The following is a 17,934-nucleotide window of genomic DNA, read 5'->3' on the forward strand; positions in this document are numbered from 1 at the left end:
GCCATCAACCCGCCACTGGAAAGATTGCGAACCCGCACGGTGATCGTTGCGTCCGCACCCAAGACCTTCAGGCGAGCCAGCAGTGACAGACTGTCGCGGCCGCGATCGTCCGGGCCAGTGGATTTCGGATCCAGGAATACGCTGGCGGCAGAGTCCATGCTCGTCAAAGTACGTCTCAAATCTTGTCGAATTACGAACGAGCCCTGCCGACCGGCCAGACGCGTTCAATCCTCGCGAGAGATTTTCTCGTTCCGCTCGTGGCGCTCCTGCGCCTCGACGGTCATGGTCGCGATCGGACGCGCCTCCAGCCGGCCAAGGCTGATCGGCTCGCCAGTCACCTCGCAATAGCCATATTCGCCCTCATCGATGCGGCGCAGCGCCGCCTCGATCTTGCCGATCAGCTTGCGCTGCCGATCGCGCGTGCGCAGTTCGATCGACCAGTCCGTCTCGCTGGAGGCGCGATCATTGAGATCTGATTCCCGCAATGAATCGAGCTGCAATTGTGACAAGGTACCCAGCGATTCCCGCAGGATCGCGTCCTTCCACGCCAGAAGCTTGGCACGGAAATATTCCTGCTGCCGAGCATTCATGAAAGGCTCGTCCGGATGCGGACGGTAACCGTCGTCGTTCGCAGCCCCGAGATCTTTGGGACTTATCTCATCCACGCGATTGTAAGCCGTCGCCATCAACCCGTCTCCCCGCCCGCGTCAGGGTGTCGCTGTTCCCCAAGGGCCCCGTGGCGCGCCTATAAACGCGGGCCGGGAAACTCACAAGCATTCGCGAGCGTGGAAAAGTGGGTAATCGATCGGGCATTGCGCGGCCGTGAACGGATCGATCGTTTCAACATGTCCCGCCATGGCACGTTAAGCAAGAAACGGTGGACCTGCGAGTTATCCATAACGAAAAACCCGTGGCACGATGGTCATTCCGGTTGAGTTTAAGAGTTTGTTCTGCACGTTGGCGGCAAGCAGACGCTGAAAAGAACAGGCGGGCCGCCCTGGTGCGGCTCAGGAATGGAAGAGTGACATCATGTCGGTGCGGATGGCTTTGGCGAAACTGTGCGCATGCACCGTTGGGGGAGCGGTGATCGGCGGCGGTGCGGTGCATGTCGCCGAAACGCAGAAGGCGCGTACTTCCTATACAAAGGTGGCAAAGGTGACGCCGCGGCGCGTTGTCCGGCACACACCGCCGCGTCGCACGGTTGTACGCCGCGTAGCCGCGGCCCCTGCTGCCTGCGCGCCGCGCGTGGTGACCGTGGCAGCGCCGGCCGCCCCTGTTCCGGTGCCATTGCCCGTTGCGCCACTGGTGGCGAGCCGCGGTGCCGACGTAGCGCCCGTGGTCAGCAGCGGCTGGGGCCGTAGCGGCATTGGCGGCGGCGGCTTCTTTGCCGGTGGCTTCTTCGGCGGCTCGGGCGGTGTCAGCGGGTCGAGCGGGATCGTGATCTCGTCTACCTCGAGTTCAAGCGGCGGCTCCACGTCGACGGGTGGTTCGTCCACCTCCACGGGAGGCTCGTCCACCTCGAGTGGCGGGTCCTCGACCTCGACCGGAGGATCCTCCACCTCGACGTCGACGGGTGGCTCCTCCACCTCCACGGGGGGATCATCGACATCCACCTCCACCGGCGGCTCGTCGACCTCATCGTCCACCTCTTCGTCAACGTCGTCGTCGACGTCCAGCTCCTCCTATGGCTCATCGTCCCAGGGCTGGAGCTCGAACGGCGGTCACTGGTCGTCGAACGGTGGCTGGTCGTCCAATGGCGGTCACGGCGGCAACAGCAGCGGCAACCCGTCGCCGGTGCCTGCGCCGCCGATGATGATCCTGTTCGGTGCGGCGGCCGCCGGTCTCGTCGCCCGCTTCCGCTTCGCTAAGAAGGCCTCAACCAAGGCCTGACCGGATGTGAAAGGCGACCGCGCGCCGAACAAGCGGCGCGCGGCTGCCCAGATCAGGCGTTCAGCAGTGCCTGTTCGATGTCCGGGATCGGGTGGCCGGTCAGATCTTTGGAAAGCTCGCCGGCGAGACGATCACTCACTTCCTTGTGGTAATGCTTGCGCAATTCCCCAAGCGTCTTGGGCGGCGCGACCACGATCAGCTTTTCATAGTCGTTGGACAGCGCGCGCGTCTTCAGCAGTTCCGCGGCGTCGGCCGCGAAGCGGTCTTCTTCCAGCTGGTGGAAGTCCGTCTCTCCCAGTGTACCGCGCGATGGCGCGAACTGCGCACCGCCACCTTGCGCGTGATTCGATCCATTTCGGGCGATGGAAGGCGCTCCCGGGCCCGACTGGGTGGAGGAGGCACTGCCGGCCTTGTCGGTCTTCTGATCCAGGTCCGACGGGTTGGCCCGCTCCTCGGCATGTTCCACCGTCAGATTCGGATGCACATCGTCGCCCTCGTTGCGCAGGAACAGCAGCTTGCGGCCGTCCGCCACCAGAACGACGGAATTGTGCGGGACTTGCATGTTGGTACCTCCTTGCATGCCGTGTTGTTCGACCAACGCGCCGCCGCCCGCACGGGTTGCCTCCCCTCGCGACGCCCGGCATAGCCCGCGCCATGCTAGACCTTCGCCTGATCCGAGATGATCCCGCCGCTTTTGACGCAGCCATGGCGCGCCGTGGCAAACCATCGGATGCAGCGACGATCCTTGATCTCGACCGCCGCCGCCGAGAGGTGGTGACCGAGCTTCAGGTCGGTCAGGCCCGTCGCAACGAGGCGTCAAAGGCGATCGGTGCCGCCAAGGCGAAGAAGGACGAGGAAACGGCCGCCGCTCTGATGGCCGAAGTCGCGACGCTGAAACAGCGCCTGCCCGAGCTGGAAACCGAGGAGGCCCGGCTTGGCGGGGAGCTTGACGGCCTGCTCGCCACTCTGCCGAACCTTCCGCTCGCCGACGTGCCGGACGGTGCAGACGAGGACGACAATCAGCTGATCCATGAACGCGGCCAGCGCCCGTCATTTGATTTTCCGATCCGCGAGCATGACGCGATCGGCCCGGCCATGGGGCTCGATTTCGAAACCGGCGCGCTGCTGTCGGGCGCTCGCTTCACCCTGGTGCGCGGCCATGTCGCGAAGCTCGCCCGCGCGCTTGGCCAGTTCGGGCTGGACGTGCTGACGCGCGACTATGGCTATGAAGAAGTGATCCCGCCACTGCTGGTGCGGGACGAGACGATGTTCGGCACCGGGCAGCTTCCCAAGTTTGCGGAGGATCTGTTCCGCACCACCGACGGCCGCTGGTTGATCCCGACCAGCGAGGTGAGCCTGACCAACATCGTGCGCGAGAAGATCCTGTCCGCCACCGATCTGCCGCTGCGATTCACCGCGCTCACCCCCTGCTTCCGTTCGGAAGCAGGCGCGGCCGGCCGCGACACGCGCGGCTTCATCCGCCAGCATCAGTTCGACAAGGCCGAGATGGTCTCGATCGTAGAGCCCGATCAGTCCGAAGCGGAGCATGAGCGGATGACGGCCGCTGCCGAGGATGTGCTGACCCGGCTGGAGTTGCCGTTCCGCCGCATGAAGCTGTGCACCGGCGACATGGGCTTTTCCGCCGCGCGTACCTTCGACATCGAGGTGTGGCTGCCGGGGCAGGATCGCTATCGCGAAGTATCGTCCTGCTCGACCTGCACCGACTTTCAGGCGCGCCGTATGAACGCCCGCTTCCGTCCGGATGGGCAGAAGGCGACCCGCTTCGTTCACACGCTGAACGGGTCGGGCCTGGTGATCGGCCGCACGATCGTCGCCATCCTGGAGAACTACCAACAGGAGGACGGCTCGGTCGCGGTGCCGGCAGCGCTTCAGCCGTATCTCGGCGGCCTGAACCGGCTGGAGCCGCGGTAATCCTGGGGCTGATGCGCCGATCATGACGAACAGGATCCCGCTTGCGCTGCCGCTCGCAATCGCGCTGGCGGGATGCATCCCGTCGGTGGAGCGCCCGGCGCGGCCTGCGCCGCCCCGGCCCGATCCCTCGGGGGCTCGGCCACCGTTCGAGGATGGTCAGCGGCCGGCGGAGGATGTGGATCTGCTGCCCGCCCCGCCCCCCGCCTGGGAGTCGCGCGGCGCGGTGGCAGATGCGCGCGAGGTCGCCGAGCAAAGCTACCTGGTCCGCTCAGGCGATTCGCTGCGCGCCATTGCCGAGCGAACCGGCGCAGGATCGGAAGCGATCGCTCGCGCCAACGGCCTGTCCACCCCCTTCGTCATCTACGCCGGCCAGCGGCTGCGCATTCCCGGCGGCCGCTATCATCTCGTCCGCTCCGGCCAGACGGGCATCGCGATCGCCCGCGCTTATGGTGTGCAATGGTCGAACATCGTCGCCGCCAACGATCTCGATGAGCCATATATCCTGCGCACCGGCCAGCGTATCCTGATCCCCGGTGATGCTGCCATGCCCAGCGCGGCCGAACGCGCGGCTGCCTTCCAGCTCGATATCGATGACATCCTGACCGGCGGCGAGCCGGCGATCGCCGAGAATCAGGCGCCGGTGAGGCCAGTAGCAACCGCCCGCCGAGTGCTGCCGGCCACGGCCGCAGTCGTCGCGCCGAGTTCGAGCCCAGGTCGCTTCATCTGGCCGGTGGAGGGGCGGATCGTGAGCCGCTTCGGTGCGGGGGCGAGCGGGGAACGGAACAACGGCATCAAGATCGCCGCACCGATCGAAACGCCGGTAAAGGCGGCGGCAGACGGCACCGTGGCGTATGTTGGTGATGGGATCGCCGCGCTCGGCGGCCTTATCATCGTGCGCCATGGCGAGAACTGGACCAGCGTCTATGGCCACGCGTCCAAACTGATGGTGCAACGCGGCCAGGCAGTGAAGAAGGGGCAGACGATCGCTCTGTCCGGCGACACCGGATTCGCCGATCGCCCCGAACTCCATTTCGAACTGCGCAAGGGCCGAACTCCGGTGGACCCTGCCTCCCAACTCCCGCGCCGCTGACCTCCAATCCTCCCCATCATTGATGGAAAGGGAGCCAGCGAAGCTGGTGAAGCGGCTGGCTCGGCGGAAGCGCGCGCGCAGCCAGCCACTCCACCATTCGCCTGCGCCGAATGGTCACGCTCCCCAAGCTTTGCTCAGGCAGGTTTGGCGTGTAACGCCGCCCGCATCATGACCGACCATCAGTCCGATCTCCTCCGCGTCCTCACCGACCGCGGCTACATCCACCAGACGACCGACGCCGCCGCCCTCGACGCGCTGGCCACGAAGCAGGTGGTGCCGGGCTATATCGGCTTCGATCCCACCGCGCCGTCGCTCCACGTCGGCAGCCTGGTGCAGATCATGCTCCTGCGCCGCCTGCAGCAGACCGGCCACAAGCCGATCGTCCTGATGGGCGGCGGCACCGGCAAGATCGGCGACCCGTCGTTCAAAGAGGAATCGCGCCAGCTCCTCACCACCGACCGGATCGGCGAGAACGTCGCCTCGATCCGCCGCATCTTCGAACGCTTCCTGACCTTCGGAGACGGCCCAACCGACGCGGTCATGGTCGACAATGCCGACTGGCTCGACAAGCTCGAATACATCCCCTTCCTGCGCGAGGTCGGCCAGCATTTCTCGGTCAACCGCATGCTTTCGTTCGATTCGGTGAAGCTGCGCCTCGATCGCGAGCAATCGCTCAGCTTCCTCGAATTCAACTACATGATCCTGCAGGCCTATGACTTCCGCGAGCTCGCGCTGCGCCATGGCGTACGGCTGCAGATGGGCGGCAGCGACCAATGGGGCAATATCGTCAACGGCATCGAGCTCGCCCGCCGCATGGACGGCACCGAGGTGTTCGGCGTGACGACCCCGCTGCTCACCACCGCCGACGGCACCAAGATGGGCAAGACCGTCGCCGGCGCCGTCTGGCTGCACGAGGACCAGCTGCCGCATTTCGATTACTGGCAATTCTGGCGCAACACCGACGACCGCGACGTCGGCCGCTTCCTGCGCCTCTACACCGACCTGCCAATGGACGAGATCGCCCGGCTGGAGGCGCTGGAAGGCGCCGAGATCAACGAGGCGAAGAAGATCCTCGCCAACGAAGCCACCGCCATGTGCCGCGGCCGCGAGGCGGCGGAGGCATCAGCGGAAACCGCCCGCCGCACCTTCGAGGAAGGCACGAGCGGCGACGCGCTGCCAACGTTCGCTGCGAGCGGTGAAGTGGCGCTGGTCGACGTGCTGGTCGGCCTGGGCTTCTGCGCCTCCAAGGGCGAGGCCCGCCGCCTGATCAAGCAGGGCGGCGCAAGGGTCGGTGGCGAGAAGGTATCGGACGAGGCCGCGACGGTGACCGTCGGCGCCGACTCCCTCCGCATCTCGGCCGGCAAGAAGCATCACGGGTTGTTGGTGGCAGGATAACTGCCGCCGGCGTCATCACGTAAGCGACAGCGGGGGAGCCTGAAGTGATCCGCTGATCACGACGGCACCACCGCCACGTCAGATCATTCCCCGCCGCACTCAAGCCTGAGGCCGCGCAATTCATACCCTGCGATCAGCGCATTCCAGCCCATCTTCGGCTCGGTCGACATGCGCAGACCCGGCACGCGCAGCAACTGATCGAGGAAGATCGCGCTCTCCAGCAACGCAACCTGCGCGCCCGGGCAGCGATGTTCGCCGTCGCCGAACGCCATCCCTGCCCGCCCCACCCGATCGCCGAGTTGCCGGTCGGGATCGATCTGATGCGGGCATCCGCCGAAGGCCTCTTCATCGGCATTCGCCGCACGCACATCGATGCCGACAATATCGCCCTCGTCCCCGAGCGTGCGATGGAGCAGGCCGACAACCGGCTCGAGGCGAAGGATCTCCTCCAGGATTGCGATTCTGCCTGCCTCGTCGGTGTCCAGAAAGCGTTGGCGGAGGGTCGGTTGTTCGAGGAGATGCCATCCCGCCATCGTAATGAACTCACGCGTCGTGATCATGCCCGCCGCCCCGTAAGTCAGGCATTCGGAAAGGATCTCCATGTCGCGATATCCCTCTTCGATCAGGTGGGAGATCACATCGTCGCGCCGGGCACGCCGCCGTTCGCGAATCGCCGGTTTCACATCCCGGTAGAGGAGCAGCAACGCGCGGACTTGCCCGCGCATGAAGCCGATCATTCTGCCAACCGCCGATCCGGTGCCGCGCATGCCCGTGGCAAGCGCATCGAGGCGACGCGCCATGCCAGCGCGATCGCTGTTGGTAAGCCCCACGATCTCCGACGCAATGGTCACGGCCAGTTCGAGAGAAAGCTGATCGAGATCGGCGCCGCGATCGCTCTTGAAACGGTCCACGAGTTGTCTGCTCGTGTCCAGCATCAGCGCGCGATAGCTGCTTGTCACCACGCGTGGGGCGAAGAAGCGGGCGGTTGCGCCGCGCTGCCGGCGGTGCTCGGCGCCGCTCAGATAGAGGATGGGCGCACGCATGAGGGCGAAGCTGGTGACCAGTTCCGCGAGAAAGCCGGCCTGCCGTGCGGAGGGATCACGCAGGACACGCCGCGCTTCGGAAAAATCGGCGCTGACCATTCGCCCGACCGCGACGGCCCCGCCTTGGCTTGCTAATTGCCCGGACTTGCGCTGGTTCGCACCAGATGCGTGTGGGCACGCGCGTGTCGCAATGGCTGATTCAGACATTTGGACCCCACTTATGATAAGATGTGGATCATAAATAGTGACTGATACGGCAGGCTCAAGGGAAGATGCGCGCGTCGCGAAAACCCGTGAGGCGTTGCGGGACGCCTTGCTGTCCATGCTCGCAACGGAGCGCTTCGAAACGATCAGCGCCGCAGCACTCGCGAGACGGGCCGGGATCGGATATGCCACGTTCTTCCGACGCTATGCCGATACGCGCGACCTGCTGGCGGAAGTTGCGGGCAAATTCATCGATGAACTCGCTCGGGAAGTGGCCCCGGCAGTCATGCTTGGCGAAGGCCGGCTCGCCGCAGCGCGGATTTCGGCGTTCACGAACGAACGGTGGAGCCTGTGTCGCGCCCTTCTCGTCGGCGCGGGCGACGAGATGCGGAAAAAGCTGACCGCGCAGGCGCTCATCGCCGCGCGGGCGTTGGACCAGATGCCGGAACAGGGCATCCCCCGGGAGCTGCGCCTGAGGGTCAGCATTGCCGCATGTATCGAACTGCTCTCATGGTGGCTCGAGAATCGCGAGGACGGCGCCGGCCTTGAGGACGCGCTGGCACGGTTGGTATTCGATCCCCTGATCGGCGCGGCGCTCCCGCAACCAGCACCGGCGATCCCGCAAGCGATTTGAGGTGCAATATACGGATGGTACTGGCTGCCGTCGCAACCACAGTCACATGATCGGGCGCGGCCGCAGACCCTGACAAGAAGCCGATCACCCGGATCGCAGCAGCGCCACACCCGCATCCCGCTCGAACAGATACAGCGCCACCCGCGCCGCCTGCCCCCGCGGAGCCGCCAGCCCGCCATCACGATCGATCAGCAGCCGCGCATCGTCCGCCGCGATCGGCAGCAGTTCGCCGAGCAGCTCCGGCGTCGCGAGCCGGAACGCCGCTTCGCCCGACTGCCGCGTGCCGAGCAACTCGCCCCCGCCGCGCAGCCGCAGGTCCTCCTCCGCGATCCGGAACCCGTCGTTGGTCTCGCGCATCAGCGCCAGCCTTGCCCGCGACGTCTCGCTCAGCGATCCGCCGCGCATCAGCAGGCAGCGCGACTGCCCCCCGCCGCGCCCCACGCGCCCGCGCAACTGGTGGAGCTGCGCCAGCCCGAAGCGATCGGCATGTTCGATCACGATCAGCGTCGCATTGGGCACGTTGACGCCCACCTCGATCACCGTCGTCGCCACCAGCACGCCAAGCTCGCCGGCGGAGAAGCGCGCCATCACCGCATCCTTCTCCGGCCCGCGCATCTTGCCGTGCACTAACCCGACACGATCCCCGAACCGCGCCGCCAGCGCCGTCGCCCGCGCCTCCGCCGCGGCAAGATCGCTCTTCTCGCTCTCCTCCACCAGCGGGCACACCCAATAGGCCTGCTTGCCGTCCGCGAGATGTCGGCCGAGTGCATTGACGACCTCGTCCAGCCGCTCCTCGCTGATCACCCGCGTCTCGACCGGCTCGCGCCCCGGCGGCATTTCGTCGAGCCGGCTCTGATCCATCTCCCCATGCTGCGCGAGGACGAGCGTGCGCGGGATCGGCGTCGCGGTCATCGCCAGCAGGTGCGGCGTGGTCTTGCCTTTCGCCGACAGCGCCAGCCGCTCGGCAACGCCGAAACGATGCTGCTCGTCCACCACCACCAGCCCCAGATCGCGATAGGTCACCGCCTCCTGGAAGATCGCATGTGTCCCGATCAGCACATCGATCGAGCCGTCCGCCAGCCCCATCAGCACGCCCTCGCGCGCGCGGCCCTTGTCGCGCCCGGTGAGCACCGCAATGTTGATCGGCAGCCCGGCCAGCGTTTCGCGCAAAGTCTCGTAGTGCTGTCGCGCGAGGATCTCGGTCGGCGCCAGCAGCGCGCCCTGCGCCCCCGCCTCCACCGCGATCAGCAGCGCCAGCGCCGCCACCAAAGTCTTGCCAGACCCCACATCTCCTTGCAGCAGCCGCAGCATGGGCGCGTCCTGCGCCAGATCGCCTTCTATTTCGCGAACCGTCCGCGCCTGCGCCCCCGTCAGCGCATATGGTAAGTTCAGCCGATCGCGAAGCCGTCCATCCCCGCGCAGCCCCCGTCCGCGCCGCTTCCGCGTATCCTGCCGCACCAGCGCCAGCGCCAGCTGGTTGGCGAACACCTCGTCATAAGCGATCCTCGCCCGCGCCATCGCATCGGACGGATCGGCGTGGATGCGCGCCAGCGCGTCCTTCCACGCGGGCCAATCTCGCTGCGCCAGCAGGCCCGGCTCGATCCACTCGGGCAACTCGGGCGCACGCTCGATCGCCTGCGCCACCAGCCCCGCTACCCGGCGGGAGGTGATCCCTTCCGACAAGGGATAGATCGCTTCCCGCTCGCGAAACGCGTCCTCGCCGTCGATGACCTCGGGGTGGATGATCTGCAGCTCCTGCCCATACATCTCCAGCTTGCCGGAAATGCGCACGGCTTCGCCAACCGTGTAGAGCTTACGCACCATGCCGCTCGACCGACCGAAATAGACGAGGCTGACATAGTTCCCCAACGCGTCGGTCGCTTGCACCCGCGTCGGCCCGCGTGGGGAGGAGGACACGCGAATGTCGCGGGGGATCAGCGTGATCGCAATCGTCCGGCCGGCGTCCTGGATCATCAGCTCGTCACGCGGCAGGCGATCGATCCACCCGCTCGGCAGGTGAAATGCCACGTCTACGACACGCGCGAGGCCCAACCGGTCGAGCGGCTTGGCGAGCGTCGCCCCCACCCCTTTTAACGCGGTGACTTCGGCGAACAGCGGATTGAGGATATCGGGGCGCATGACTATCTGGTTGCCAGCCCTACCCGTTCGGGCTGAGCCTGTCGAAGCCCGTGCCGCGGAATACATGCTTCGACAAGCTCAGGACGAACGGTGTTCGAATTCGCAGCCGACCGCGCGAAACCGCGGCCGGCCATCTGCCGTTGGAGCCCGCATGGATCAAGACACCCGCCTGAAGCGCACCCGCTTCCGCGCCTGGCACCGCGGCACGCGTGAAGCCGATTTCATGATCGGCGGCTTCTTCGACGCGCATCACGCCGGCTGGAGCGAAGACCAGCTCGCATGGTTCGAGCGGCTGCTGGAGGAGCAGGACGTCGACATCATGGGCTGGGCGATCGGCTCGATCCCCTGCCCGGCCGAGTGGGACGGCGAGATGATGCAGACGATGCGCAAGGTGGATTTCGCCGTAGCGCTACCCGGCACCAGATCCGGGGTGTGAACAAGTCTCCCTCTCCCCGCTAGCGGGGAGAGGGTCGGGGAGAGGGGCAGTTAGAAGCCGCATTTCCCGAACACTGCCCCTCTCCCCTGCCCTCTCCCCACAAGTGGGGAGAGGGAGAAGGACGTAGATGCCCGACCTCCAGACGATCCTCACCGCCACCACGCCCCTCAACCTCGCCGGGGTGCCGAGCGGTTTCCTCCCCAGCCTGCTCGCCGATCTCGCCCGCGCCGCGAAGACCCGCGCGGTCTTCATCGCGCCGGACGAAGCCGCGATGCGCGCCATCGCCGCCACCGCGCATTATTTCGCGCCCGAGATCGAGATCGTCGAATATCCCGCGTGGGATTGCCTCCCCTACGACCGCGCCTCCCCCACGCTGCGCGTCATGGCCGAACGCATCGGCGCGCTCCACAAGCTCCAGGCCAAACCGAATGGGTCCCAGCTCGTCCTCACCACCGTCAACGCCGCCACCCAGCGCACGCTGACCCCGTTCCGCATCCGCCAGCTCGTCGCCAACCTGAAACCCGGCGAGCGGATCGCCCGCGACAAGCTCGCCGCGCTGCTCTCAGCCAACGGCTATGTCCGCACCGACACCGTCCACGACGCCGGCGAATATGCCGTCCGCGGCGGCCTCGTCGACCTGTTCCCCTCGGGCGAGACCCAGGCGCTGCGCCTCGACTTCTTCGGAGACGAGATCGAAAGCGTCCGCACCTTCGACCCCGCCGACCAGCGCACCACCGGCAATATCAAGGGCTTCACCCTCCTCCCCGCCTCCGAGGCGTTGCTGGACGAGGAGAGCATCAAGCGCTTCCGCAGCCGCTATCGCGAGACGTTCGGCGCCACCGCCACCGGCGACCCGCTCTACCAGGCGGTCAGCGAAGGCCGCCGCCTCGCCGGCATGGAGCATTGGCTCCCCTTGTTCGAGGACCGTCTCGAAACCCTGTTCGACCACCTCGGCGACGACGCGCTCATCGTCCGCGACGGCGGCGTGAAGGCGGCCGGCGAATCCCGCTTCGAAGCGGTCGCCGATTATTACGAGAACCGCAAGCGCGCCGAGGCCGCCCAGCCCGGCAGCTACCGCGCACTCCCCGCCAAGACGCTCTACATGCCCCCCAAGGAATGGGAGGAAGCGCTCGCCACCGCGACCGCGCACGTCACCACCCCGTTCCACGAGCCCGAATCCGCCACTGTCATCGACTTCAACGTCGACGGCCCGCGCGATTTCGCCCCCGAACGCGCCGCCAACACCAACGTCTATGAAGCGGTGGTCGACCACCTCAAGGCGCTGCGCAAGGAAGGCCGCACCCCCATCCTCGCCAGCTACTCCCCCGGCGCCCGCGATCGCCTCGCCAACCTCCTCAAGGACCACGGCCTCGCCGGCGCCAAGGCGGTCGAGACCTGGCAAGAGGCGCAGGGCGTCGGCGAGACGCAGACCGCCCTCATCGTCCTCCCCCTCGACCACGGCTTCACCGCCCCCAAGGTCGCCGTCCTCACCGAGCAGGACATGCTCGGCGACCGCCTCGTGCGCCGCGCCAAGCGCCGCAAGTCCGCCGACGCCTTCCTCGCCGAGCTTGCCACCCTCTCGCCGGGCGATCTCGTCGTCCATACCGATCACGGCATCGGCCGCTATGTCGGCCTGACGCAGGTCCCCGTCGCCAAGGCCCCGCACGATTGCGTGCAGCTGGAATATGCCGGCGGCGACAAACTCTACGTCCCCGTCGAGAACCTCGAAGTCCTCAGCCGCTACGGCTCCGGCGAGGAAGGCGCCAGCCTCGATCGCCTCGGCGGCGAGGCATGGCAGCGCCGCAAGTCCAAGATGAAGGAGCGCATCCGCGAGATCGCGGGTGAACTCATCGCCACCGCCGCCCTGCGCGCGCTCCGCCACGGCGAAGTCGCCGAGCCCGATTCCAGCGGCTACCCCAGCTTCGTCGACCGCTTCCCCTATCAGGAAACCGACGATCAGGACCGCGCGATCGAGGAAACGCTCGCCGATCTGTCCGCCGGCAAGCCGATGGACCGGCTCATCGTCGGCGACGTCGGCTTCGGCAAGACCGAGGTCGCGCTGCGCGCCGCTTTCGTCGCGGCGATGGCCGGCATGCAGGTCGCGGTCGTCTGCCCCACCACGCTTCTCGCGCGCCAGCATTACCAGAATTTCATGGCCCGCTTCGAAGGCTTCCCGATCCAGATGGGCCGCCTCTCGCGCCTCGTCACCGCCGCCGAGACCAAGCGCGTCAAGGAAGGCCTCGCCGACGGCACGATCGACGTCGTCATCGGCACCCACGCCCTCCTCGCCAAGAACGTCGACTTCAAGCGCCTCGGCCTCGTCATCGTGGACGAGGAACAGCGCTTCGGCGTCACGCACAAGGAACGCCTCAAGACGCTCCGCGCCGACGTCCACATCCTCACCCTCACCGCCACGCCGATCCCGCGCACGCTGCAGATGGCAATGAGCGGACTGCGCGAACTCTCCGTCATCCAGACGCCCCCGGTCGATCGCCTCGCGGTGCGCACCTATGTCATGCCCTGGGACCCGGTCGTCCTGCGCGAGGCGCTGCTGCGCGAACATTATCGCGGCGGCCAGAGCTTCCTCGTCACCCCGCGCGTCGCCGACCTGCCCGACATCGAGGAATATCTCCGCAAGGAAGTCCCCGAGATCCGCTACGTCATCGCCCACGGCCAGATGGCGGCGAGCGAGGTCGAGGAGCGAATGAGCGCCTTCTACGACAAGAAGTTCGAGGTGCTCGTCTCCACCACGATCATCGAGAGCGGCATCGACATCCCCTCCGCCAACACGATGATCGTCAACCGCGCCGATCGCTTCGGCCTCGCCCAGCTCTACCAGCTGCGCGGCCGCGTCGGCCGATCGAAGACGCGCGCCTATGCCTATATGGTCACTCCCCCTGAGCGGATGATGACCGACGCCGCCGAAAAGCGCCTCAAGGTGCTCAGCGATCTCGACAGCCTCGGCGCCGGCTTCCAGCTGGCGAGCCACGATCTCGACATCCGCGGCGCGGGCAATCTGCTCGGCGACGAACAGTCCGGCCATATCAAGGAGGTGGGCTACGAACTCTACCAGTCGATGCTGGAAGAGGCGATCATGGACGCCAAGGCCGGCGGCCTCGCCAACCGCCCGCGCGACTTCTCGCCGCAGATCACGGTGGATGCGCCGATCCTGATCCCGGAAGAATACGTCCCCGACCTCGACCTGCGCATGGCACTCTACCGCCGCCTCAACGAGCTCGACGAGAAGCGCGAGCTGGAGGCTTTCGCGGCGGAAATGATCGACCGCTTCGGGCCTTTGCCGGAAGCGACCGACAATCTCGTCAAGGTCATTGAGATCAAGATGAACGCCAAGACGGCCTGCGTCGCGAAGATGGACGTCGGCCCCAAGGGCGCGTTGGTCAGCTTCCACGATGATACACCGCCAAACGTCGCTGGCCTGTTGGCCTATGTCGACAAGCTTGGCCCGATTGCGAAGCTGCGCCCTGACTCGAAACTCGCGTTGCAGCGCAACTGGGCCGATCCAGCCGCGCGGCTTCACGGCGCGCTGCAGCTGTCAAAGGGGCTGGCGAAGGCAGCTGGTTGAGTCGCCTGTGCCGCGCGGCACAGGCATCTTCCTTGTCTCCCGTTCCTCTTCTACTGGCGGCCGATGAGGACCGGGACAAACCAATGAGCCATGTGACCGGCACGCGGCGATCCGTCGTGGGTGAACGATGGCCGATATTCTGGGCCGGGTGCGCTGCCATCAGCCTGGGGGTTCTGCTTCACCTGCCGATGCTGGCGATGGCGCACTCGATGGGCAATCATCTGTCGGGAATGCCGATGGACGGTTGGATGTACCTTGGCATGGCGCTGATCGGGGTTGGCGTTCCGGCTGCCCTGTACGGCGCATTGCCCAAGACGCGCCCTGATCCGCGCGCCGGCGCAGACATTGTGTTCGAGGCATCCAATGATACCCCGCTCACCCGCACTCATGCGGCGGTCATTGTCGTCCTTACCCTCGGGCTCGTGATCGACACGATGAAGCCCGCGACGCTCGGCTTCGTGCTGCCCGGTTTGCGGCTGGAATATGGCATGGAGCGATCGACTGCCGCGCTGCTGCCGTTTGTCGCGCTCTGCGGCACCACCGTGGGCTCCTTCCTCTGGGGCTGGCTGGCCGACGTTTACGGCCGGCGGGTCTCGATCCTGCTGTCCACCATCCTCTTCGTATCCACCTCGATCTGCGGCGCGATGCCGTCCTACGAGTGGAACTTGGTGATGTGCTTTCTCATGGGATGCTCGGCCGGTGGCATGCTGCCGGTCGTCTACGCCTTGCTGGCGGAAGTCATGCCGCCCCGGCATCGCAGCTGGGTACTCGTCCTGGTTGGCGGCACCGGCCTCGTCGGCGGCTATCTTGCGGCGAGTGGCGCGGCGCGCCTTCTGGAGCCATCCTATGGCTGGCGAAGCCTCTGGCTGCAGGGTTTCCCGACTGGCCTGCTGCTCCTTGCCATGGCGCGCTGGATTCCGGAATCGCCTCGCTTTCTCCTCGTCCGGGGATTGCAGGAGGAGCTGGCCATGATGACGCGGCGGTTCGGCATCGCCCGGCGCCACCTTCCTGTCGGCGGCTCGCCCGAGCTGGCGCAGCATGGAAACCAGACCAGGCTGACGCTCTCGCTGGTCGTCACCGCCCTTTCATGGAGCTTCGTCAACTTCGGCCTGTTGCTGTGGCTACCCTCCGACCTGCGCGACCGCGGGTTCAGCGCGGAACTTGCCAGCGGCATCATCGCCAGTTCGGCCCTCGTGGCGTTGCCAACCATCCTGCTCGCGGCGCTGCTCTACAGCCGCTGGAGCAGCAAGCGCACGCTGATCGGCACCATTCTCCTGACCTTTATCGGCCTTGCCGGCGCACTCCTGCCCGCGCCGATCCTTTCCGATCCACCAGTGCTGATCGCCGTGATCGCGCTGCTCGTGATCGGCACCAACGGCCTGATCGCCGTGCTGCTTCCTTATGCCGCTGAAAGCTACGCCATGTCGGTACGTGGCCGTGCGACAGGGCTGATCGCGGGGAGCAGCAAATTCGGCGGCGTTGCGGTCCAGCTTGGCGCCTTCACGGGATTGATCGCGACACTCGGCGGCGCCGCCATCGCGCTGATCGTGCCGGTTGGGCTATCGGCCGTCATGGTCGCGCGGGCGGGCCGGGAAACGCATGGCCGCAGCTTGCAGGAGCTGGAAGCCGAAATCTGACGTGGTGCGCCAGGACATCGGCGCCGCGGTGGTCGTCCCATGGTCAATGTCCTCGGACGATCACCGGTTGAGTGCGCGACATCGGTCCTGCCCGTTTCCTTCCCGCTCTCGCCCGGCTATCGCGCGACGAATGACCCACGACATCCACGTTATCGGCGGCGGGCTCGCCGGGAGCGAGGCCGCCTGGCAGCTTGCCGAAGCCGGCCACAAGGTCCGCCTTTCCGAAATGCGCGGCTCGGGTGAGAACACCCCCGCGCACCACACCGACCACCTTGCCGAGCTCGTCTGCTCGAACAGCTTTCGCTCCGACGATCCCGACAGCAACGCGGTCGGCCTGATCCATCAGGAAATGCGCGCGCTCGGCTCGCTGATCCTGCGCGAGGGTGACAAACACAAGGTGCCCGCCGGCTCCGCGCTGGCGGTGGACCGCGACGGCTTCTCCGCCGGCGTCACCGCCGCGCTCGAGGCGCATCCGAACATCACCATCGTGCGCGAACGTATCGACACGCTCCCCGACGGCCCGGCGATCATCGCCACCGGTCCGCTCACCGCGCCCGGCCTGTCCGAGGCGATCGCCGGTGAGACGGGCAAGGACGCCCTCGCCTTCTTCGACGCCATCGCGCCGATCGTCCACCGCGACACGATCGACATGGACAAGGCTTGGTTCCAGTCGCGCTGGAACAAGGGCGACGGCACCGATTACATCAATTGCCCGCTCACCCGCGACCAGTACGACGCTTTCGTCGAGGGACTGCTCGCCGGCGAGAAGAGCGTGCCGCGCGAGTGGGAGAATGTCCCTTATTTCGAAGGCTGCATGCCGATCGAGGTAATGGCGGAGCGCGGGCGCGAGACGTTGCGCTTCGGCCCGATGAAGGGCGTCGGCCTCGACCAGCCCGGCACGGAATCGCCCGAGCATCCGCAAGGTCGCTGGCCTTATGCCTGCGTTCAGCTGCGCCAGGACAACGCCGCCGGCACGCTTTGGAACATCGTCGGCTTTCAGACCAAGTTGAAGCACGCCGAGCAGGTCCGCCTGTTCCGCACCATTCCCGGGTTGGAAAACGCCGAGTTCGCCCGGCTCGGCGGTCTCCACCGCAATACTTTCCTGCGCTCGCCCGAGCTGCTCGATCCCGAGCTGCGGCTGAAGTCGCGCCCGAACGTCCGCTTCGCTGGTCAGATCACGGGCTGCGAAGGCTATGTCGAAAGCGCCGCGATCGGCCTGCTGGCGGGCCGCTTCGCCGCGGCTGAGCTGGCCAACGGGACGATGGCCGCGCCCCCGGTCGAGACGGCGCTTGGCGCGCTCCTCAATCACATCACCGGTGCTGCGGTGGCGGAGACCTATCAGCCGATGAACGTCAATTTCGGCCTCTTCCCGCCGATCGAAGGCCGCACCAGAAAGGCCGATCGCAAGAAGATGTACACCGATCGTGCCCGCGCCGCGCTGGCGGCATGGATGGCTGCCTAATTATCTTCGGTGCCACCTGCCGGACAGGCGCACTTCGGCTTGGCAGAGCGCTTGACGGCGGTGGTGGCGAATTCGGCGCGGTCCATGCTCCCGGACTTATCGCGATCGGCGGTGGCGAACTTGGTGGTTGTCTTCACCGCCCATTCGTCAAAGGTCAGCCGCCCATCGCTGTTCGCGTCCAGTTTCGCATAGGCCTTGCGACGGGACACCAGATATTCCTCGCGCCCGATCCGATCGTCGCGATCCTTGTCGTACCGGTCGAACCGTTTCTCCTCGCGTGTCCGCTCGCTCGCCTCCGGTACGGGAGGATCGCCCGGAGCGTCATCTTGAAGCACGCTTTTCGCGCCCGACGGCGGCGGAGCCGGCGGAAGCACGGGATCGGTCCGCGCCCGGCCGGAAAACAACGTCCAGCCGGCCGCCACCATCAACAATGCCGCAAGTCCGCCGGCCAGATACCGCCACATGCCCCGCTCTCCCCCGGCGGCCATG

15 protein-coding genes are annotated in these 17,934 nt (G+C 66.6%); 9 read left to right on the forward strand and 6 right to left on the reverse strand.

What is annotated here, in order from left to right:
• Window positions 1–224: 224 nt before the first annotated feature.
• From dksA to AX702_RS20255, 3 genes are all read right to left on the reverse strand, one after another.
• Window positions 225–686, reverse strand: coding sequence for an RNA polymerase-binding protein DksA (gene dksA, locus AX702_RS20245; RefSeq protein WP_066782179.1), 462 nt, complete (start codon window positions 684–686; stop codon window positions 225–227).
• 450 nt (window positions 687–1,136) lie between these two features.
• Window positions 1,137–1,646, reverse strand: coding sequence for a hypothetical protein (locus AX702_RS20250; protein ID WP_066782180.1), 510 nt, complete (start codon window positions 1,644–1,646; stop codon window positions 1,137–1,139).
• Between the two features lie 296 nt (window positions 1,647–1,942).
• The gene (locus AX702_RS20255) at window positions 1,943–2,452 is read right to left on the reverse strand and encodes a host attachment family protein (RefSeq protein ID WP_066782181.1); all 510 of its coding nucleotides are present in this window, start codon (window positions 2,450–2,452) and stop codon (window positions 1,943–1,945) included.
• Between the two features lie 92 nt (window positions 2,453–2,544).
• On the opposite strand from AX702_RS20255, the gene serS reads away from it, so the two are divergent.
• From serS to tyrS, 3 genes are all read left to right on the forward strand, one after another.
• Complete coding sequence (gene serS / locus AX702_RS20260) at window positions 2,545–3,822, forward strand: serine--tRNA ligase (RefSeq protein ID WP_066782182.1); 1,278 nt, start codon at window positions 2,545–2,547, stop codon at window positions 3,820–3,822.
• 22 nt (window positions 3,823–3,844) lie between these two features.
• On the forward strand, window positions 3,845–4,912 hold the full coding sequence (locus AX702_RS20265; RefSeq protein ID WP_066782183.1) for a M23 family metallopeptidase: 1,068 nt from the start codon (window positions 3,845–3,847) through the stop codon (window positions 4,910–4,912).
• A 168-nt stretch (window positions 4,913–5,080) separates the two neighbouring features.
• On the forward strand, window positions 5,081–6,307 hold the full coding sequence (gene tyrS, locus AX702_RS20270) for a tyrosine--tRNA ligase (RefSeq protein WP_066782184.1): 1,227 nt from the start codon (window positions 5,081–5,083) through the stop codon (window positions 6,305–6,307).
• 83 nt (window positions 6,308–6,390) lie between these two features.
• Here tyrS and AX702_RS23065 read toward each other — a convergent pair whose 3' ends face one another.
• Window positions 6,391–7,044, reverse strand: a complete 654-nt coding sequence (locus AX702_RS23065; RefSeq protein ID WP_231731973.1) for a cytochrome P450 — start codon at window positions 7,042–7,044, stop codon at window positions 6,391–6,393.
• Between AX702_RS23065 and AX702_RS23070 the strand changes: the two genes are divergently transcribed.
• Together AX702_RS23070 and AX702_RS20280 are read left to right on the forward strand one after the other, a co-directional pair.
• Window positions 7,021–7,485 (forward strand): hypothetical protein, encoded by a 465-nt coding sequence (locus AX702_RS23070; protein ID WP_231731974.1) that lies wholly within the window; start codon window positions 7,021–7,023, stop codon window positions 7,483–7,485. The genes AX702_RS23065 and AX702_RS23070 overlap by 24 nt on opposite strands.
• 109 nt (window positions 7,486–7,594) lie before the next feature.
• Window positions 7,595–8,188, forward strand: a complete 594-nt coding sequence (locus tag AX702_RS20280; protein WP_066782186.1) for a TetR/AcrR family transcriptional regulator — start codon at window positions 7,595–7,597, stop codon at window positions 8,186–8,188.
• Window positions 8,189–8,272: 84 nt separating this feature from the next.
• Here AX702_RS20280 and recG read toward each other — a convergent pair whose 3' ends face one another.
• Window positions 8,273–10,327 (reverse strand): ATP-dependent DNA helicase RecG, encoded by a 2,055-nt coding sequence (recG, locus tag AX702_RS20285; protein ID WP_066782187.1) that lies wholly within the window; start codon window positions 10,325–10,327, stop codon window positions 8,273–8,275.
• A gap of 151 nt (window positions 10,328–10,478) precedes the next feature.
• Between recG and AX702_RS20290 the strand changes: the two genes are divergently transcribed.
• The 4 genes from AX702_RS20290 to trmFO all read left to right on the forward strand — a co-directional run bounded on the left by AX702_RS20290 (window position 10,479) and on the right by trmFO (window position 17,445).
• Entirely contained in the window at window positions 10,479–10,763 is a 285-nt protein-coding gene (locus tag AX702_RS20290; RefSeq protein ID WP_066782188.1) for an FAD assembly factor SdhE, read from the forward strand.
• A gap of 127 nt (window positions 10,764–10,890) precedes the next feature.
• Window positions 10,891–14,346 carry a transcription-repair coupling factor gene (gene mfd, locus AX702_RS20295; RefSeq protein WP_066782189.1) on the forward strand — a complete coding sequence of 1,152 codons (3,456 nt, stop codon included), beginning with the start codon at window positions 10,891–10,893 and terminating at the stop codon, window positions 14,344–14,346.
• Between the two features lie 83 nt (window positions 14,347–14,429).
• Complete coding sequence (locus AX702_RS20300) at window positions 14,430–15,983, forward strand: MFS transporter (RefSeq protein ID WP_231731980.1); 1,554 nt, start codon at window positions 14,430–14,432, stop codon at window positions 15,981–15,983.
• Window positions 15,984–16,113: 130 nt separating this feature from the next.
• Window positions 16,114–17,445: a methylenetetrahydrofolate--tRNA-(uracil(54)-C(5))-methyltransferase (FADH(2)-oxidizing) TrmFO gene (gene trmFO / locus AX702_RS20305; protein WP_066782190.1), complete on the forward strand. Its 1,332-nt coding sequence runs from the start codon at window positions 16,114–16,116 to the stop codon at window positions 17,443–17,445.
• Here trmFO and AX702_RS20310 read toward each other — a convergent pair.
• Window positions 17,442–17,909 carry a histidine kinase gene (locus AX702_RS20310; protein ID WP_066782191.1) on the reverse strand — a complete coding sequence of 156 codons (468 nt, stop codon included), beginning with the start codon at window positions 17,907–17,909 and terminating at the stop codon, window positions 17,442–17,444. The two genes, trmFO and AX702_RS20310, sit on opposite strands and share 4 nt — an antisense overlap.
• Window positions 17,910–17,934 lie beyond the last annotated feature (25 nt).

This window comes from Sphingomonas sp. CCH5-D11 (assembly GCF_001557395.1).
Taxonomy (GTDB): Bacteria; Pseudomonadota; Alphaproteobacteria; order Sphingomonadales; family Sphingomonadaceae; genus Sphingomonas.